General features: G+C 70.0%; 3 protein-coding genes. All 3 read right to left on the reverse strand.

Annotated elements, in window-relative coordinates; genetic code table 11:
- Positions 1-219: 219 nt before the first annotated feature.
- Complete coding sequence (locus GWI24_RS40760) at positions 220-1521, reverse strand: RIP metalloprotease (RefSeq protein ID WP_210951063.1); 1302 nt, start codon at positions 1519-1521, stop codon at positions 220-222.
- Positions 1518-2780, reverse strand: a complete 1263-nt coding sequence (gene dxr / locus GWI24_RS40765) for a 1-deoxy-D-xylulose-5-phosphate reductoisomerase (RefSeq protein ID WP_210951064.1) — start codon at positions 2778-2780, stop codon at positions 1518-1520. The genes GWI24_RS40760 and dxr overlap by 4 nt, the downstream gene beginning before the upstream one ends.
- A 111-nt stretch (positions 2781-2891) precedes the next feature.
- A partial coding sequence (locus GWI24_RS40770; protein WP_210951065.1) for an acyl-CoA dehydrogenase family protein occupies positions 2892-4604 on the reverse strand: 1713 nt, incomplete at its 5' end.

A 4604-nucleotide genomic window follows, 5' to 3' on the forward strand; every position in this document is an offset into this window, starting at 1 on the left:
TCCGACCTGGATCTTCCGGCTGACCCTGCGCTCGGCGAGCTTGGCCGGTACGGACGGCATTCCTAGCGAAATCGCAGTCATCTGGTTCGTAACCCCAAGGTGTGTGCGTGGCCGGAGATCAGCGGACTCCGATCTCCGAGATTACGGCACCGGCCATGGCCTCAGCACACCGCGCTCCTGAAGTCCACCCAAAGGTGAACTTCAGGACATCTCGCGTCATCAGGAGATTTTCACGGGGTTCACGACGTCCGCCACCAGGACGAGCAGCGTGAAGCAGATGAAGACTCCGGCGATCACGTAGGCCGCCGGCATCATCTTCGCCACATCGAACGGTCCGGGGTCGGGCCGCCGGACCAGCCGGGCGGTGTGGCGCCGGATGGACTCCCACACCGCGCCCGCGATGTGGCCGCCGTCCAGCGGCAGCAGCGGCAGCATGTTGAACAGGAACAGCGAGAGGTTGAACCCGGCGACCAGGAAGAGCATGGTCGCGATCCGCTGGGAGGGCGGGATGTCGAGGTTGGCGACCTCGCCGCCGACCCGGGCCGCGCCCACGACGCCCATCGGGGAGTCCGCCTTGCGCTCGCCGTCCCCGAAGGCCGCGTTCCACAGGTCCGGGATCTTGGAGGGCAGGGCGATCATGGAGTCGATGCCGTCCTCGACCATGTTGCCCATACGGTCCACGGACTGCCCGAAGGACTGCTGGACCACTCCGTTGGCCGGGGTGAAGCCGAGGAAGCCGGCGGTGACGAACTCGCCCTCGACATAGCCGCCGTTCCCGTCGGACTTGGCGACCTGGTTCTTTATGAGGTTGGCGTGCAGGGTCTCGCGGACGCCGTCCCGCTCGACGGTGATCGTGGCGGGGCCGGTGGTCTCGCGGATGTCCTGCTGGAGGGTGCCCCAGTCCGGGGTGGGGTGGCCGTTGAAGGCGACGATCTTGTCCCGGGGCTGCAGACCGGCGGCCTTGGCCGGGGAGTCCTTGGCGCCCTTGGGGCACTTGTCGGTGGAGGCCGAGGCCGCGACCACGCACTGGGAGACCGTGCCCACATTGGTGGTCTGGGTGTTGACGCCGAAGCTCATCATCACCCCGAGGAAGATCGCCACCGCGAGGACCAGGTTCATGAAGGGCCCGGCGAACATGACGATCACGCGCTTCCACGGCTTGCGCGTGTAGAACAGGCGCTTGTCGTCGCCGGGCTGGAGCTCCTCGAAGGCGGCCGACCGGGCGTCCTCGATCATGCCGCGCCACGGTGAGGTGGAGCGCGCGGTGATCTTTCCGTCGTCGCCCGGCGGGAACATTCCGATCATGCGGATATAGCCGCCGAGCGGAACCGCCTTGATGCCGTACTCGGTCTCGCCCTTCTTCCGGGAGAAGATCGTCGGCCCGAAGCCGACCATGTACTGGGGCACCCGGATGCCGAAGAGCTTGGCCGTGGAGAGGTGGCCGAGCTCATGCCAGGCGATGGAGATCAGCAGGCCGACGGCGAACACCACTATGCCGAGGACCGTCATCAGTGTCGTCATGCGCGAGCCTCCGGGGTCGCCTTCGCCGCTCTGGCGGCCAGTTCCGTTGCGCGGGCGCGGGCCCATGTCTCGGCTTCGAGGACGTCCGCGACGGTGAGCCGGGTTCCCGCGGCCGGGGTGCCGTGCTCGGCCACCACCTCGGCGACCGTATCGACGATTCCGTTGAACGGCAGCTTTCCGTCAAGGAAGGCGTCCACGCACTCCTCGTTCGCCGCGTTGAAGACGGCCGGGGCGGTGCCGCCGAGGTCGCCGACGTGGCGGGCGAGCCCGACCGAGGGGAACGCCTCGCTGTCCAGGGGGAAGAACTCCCAGGTGTGGGCCTTGGTCCAGTCGCAGCCGGGCGCGGCGTCCGGCACCCGCTCGGGCCAGCCGAGGCCGAGCGCGATGGGCATCCGCATATCGGGCGGGCTCGCCTGGGCGAGCGTCGAGCCATCGGTGAATTCAACCATCGAGTGGATATACGACTGAGGGTGGACCACCACCTCAATCCGCTCGAAGGGAATGTCGTAGAGCAGATGGGCCTCGATGACCTCCAGGCCCTTGTTGACGAGGGTCGCGGAGTTGATCGTGACCACCGGGCCCATGTCCCAGGTGGGGTGGGCCAGCGCCTGCTCCGGGGTGACCGAGGCCAGCTCCCGCTTCGTCCGGCCGCGGAACGGGCCGCCGGAGGCGGTGACGACCAGCTTGCGGACCTCCTCGCGGGCGCCGCCGAGCAGCGCCTGGAAGAGCGCGGAGTGCTCGGAGTCGACGGGGACGATCTGCCCGGGCTTGGCCACGGCCTTGACCAGGGGGCCGCCGACGATGAGCGATTCCTTGTTGGCCAGCGCCAGCACCCGGCCCGCCTCCAGGGCGGCCAGGGTGGGCGCCAGGCCGATGGAGCCGGTGATGCCGTTGAGCACGGTGTGGCACTGGGAGCGAGCGAGCTCGGTGGCCGCGTCGGGCCCCGCCAGGATCTCGGGGAGCGGCTCGCCGGCGCCGTAGAGCGCGCTCAGCGCCTGGCGCACCTCGGCCACCGCCTCGGGCCGGGCGACCGCGACCCTGTCCACCCGCAGCCGGTGGGCCTGCTCGGCGAGGAGCCCGGCCCGTCCCCCGGCGGCGGACAGGCCGGTCACGCGGAAGCGGTCGGGGTTGCGCAGCACCACGTCGATGGCCTGGGTGCCGATCGAACCGGTGGAGCCCAGGATCACGATGTCGCGCACGCTCGCCGCGGCGGTGGCCGCCGGAACGCGCAGATGCGGGTCAGCCAGGGAATCCGTCATCCCCCCATTGTGGGGGCAAGGGATGACGGCTCGGTGACAAGCCCCGGGATCCGGTGATCGCGGATCCCAGGGGCTTGTCAGCACGTGTTCCGGCGGCTTCCCGGCGGCTCCTCAGTGGATGGGGCGGTGGACGTTCTGCTTGCCGGTCGGGCCGGGGGTGGCGTCGGCGATCCAGGGGCCGTCGCCGCTGGGATCGATCACGCCGTGCTCGAGCCACTCGTACGCCCCGGAGAGCACCCCGGAGACCACCTTGCGGTCGATTTCGTCGGTGTTGGTCCACAGCCGCCCGAAGAGTTCGTCGGCGCGGATCCTGGCCTGCCGGCAGAACGCGTCGGCCAACTGGTAGGCCGCGACGCCGTGGTCACCGCGGGAGCGCAGCATCTCGGCCCGTACGCAGGCCGCGCTCATCGCGAACAGCTCGGCGCCGATGTCGACGATCCGGCTGAGGAAGCCCTGTTTGGTCTCCATCCGGCCCTGCCAGCGCGACATGGCGTAGAACGTGGAGCGGGCCAGCTTGCGTGCCGAGCGCTCCACATAGCGCAGATGGGGTGACAGATCCGGGTGGCCGGCCGGGTGGAACTCCGGGTAGGCGCGGGGCAGTTGGCCGGGGCCGGTGAGCAGGCCGGGCAGCCAGCGGGCGTAGAAGCCCCCGGCCTTGGCGGCCGCCTTGCCCTTGTCCTGGACGGACTTGTCGGGGTCGATGAGATCGCCCGCCACCGACAGATGGGCGTCCACGGCCTCGCGGGCGATGAGCAGGTGCATGATCTCGGTCGAGCCCTCGAAGATCCGGTTGATGCGCAGATCGCGCAGCATCTGCTCGGCGGGGACGGCCCGCTCCCCGCGGGCGGCCAGCGAGGCCGCGGTCTCATAGCCCCGGCCGCCGCGGATCTGGACCAGTTCGTCGGCCATCAGCCAGGCCATCTCGCTGCCGTAGAGCTTGGCGAGCGCCGCCTCGATGCGGATGTCGTTGCGGTCCTCGTCGGCCATCTGGGAGGCGAGGTCGATGACGGCCTCCAGGGCGAAGCTGGTCGCCGCGATGAAGGAGATCTTGGCGCCGACGGCCTCGTGCTCGGCGATGGGCTTGCCCCACTGCTCACGGGCGGCGGACCATTCGCGGGCGATTTTCAGACACCACTTCCCGGCGCCCGCGCACATCGCGGGCAGCGACAGCCGCCCGGTGTTGAGCGTGGTCAGCGCGATCTTGAGGCCTGCGCCCTCGGGGCCGATCCGGTTGGCGGCCGGGACGCGGACCCCGTGCAAGCGGGTGACGCCGTTCTCCAGACCGCGCAGCCCCATGAAGGCGTTGCGGTTCTCCACGGTGACGCCCTCGGATGCGGTCTCGACGACGAAGGCGGTGATGCCGCCCTTGTGGCCCTCGGAGCGCGGCACCCGGGCCATTACCACCAGCAGGTCGGCGACCACGCCGTTGGTGGTCCACAGCTTGACGCCGTCGAGGAGGTAGTCGTCGCCGTCGGGCACTGCGGTGGTGGCGAGGCGGGCCGGGTCGGAGCCCACGTCCGGCTCGGTGAGCAGGAAGGCCGAGATGTCGGTGCGGGCGCAGCGCGGCAGGAAGCGGTCCTTCTGCTCCTGGGTGCCGAAGAGCTTCAGCGGCTGCGGTACGCCGATGGACTGGTGGGCGGAGAGCAGGGCGCCGATCGCCGGGCTGACGGAGCCGGCCAGGGCGAGGGCCTTGTTGTAGTAGACCTGGGTGAGACCGAGGCCCCCGTACTTGGTGTCGATCTTCATGCCGAGCGCGCCGAGCTCCTTGAGCCCCTCGATGGTCTCGTCGGGGATCTGCGCCTCGCGCTCGATACGGGCGGTGTC

The organism is Streptomyces sp. MK37H (assembly GCF_018035285.1).
GTDB lineage: Bacteria > Actinomycetota > Actinomycetes > Streptomycetales > Streptomycetaceae > Streptomyces > Streptomyces endocoffeicus.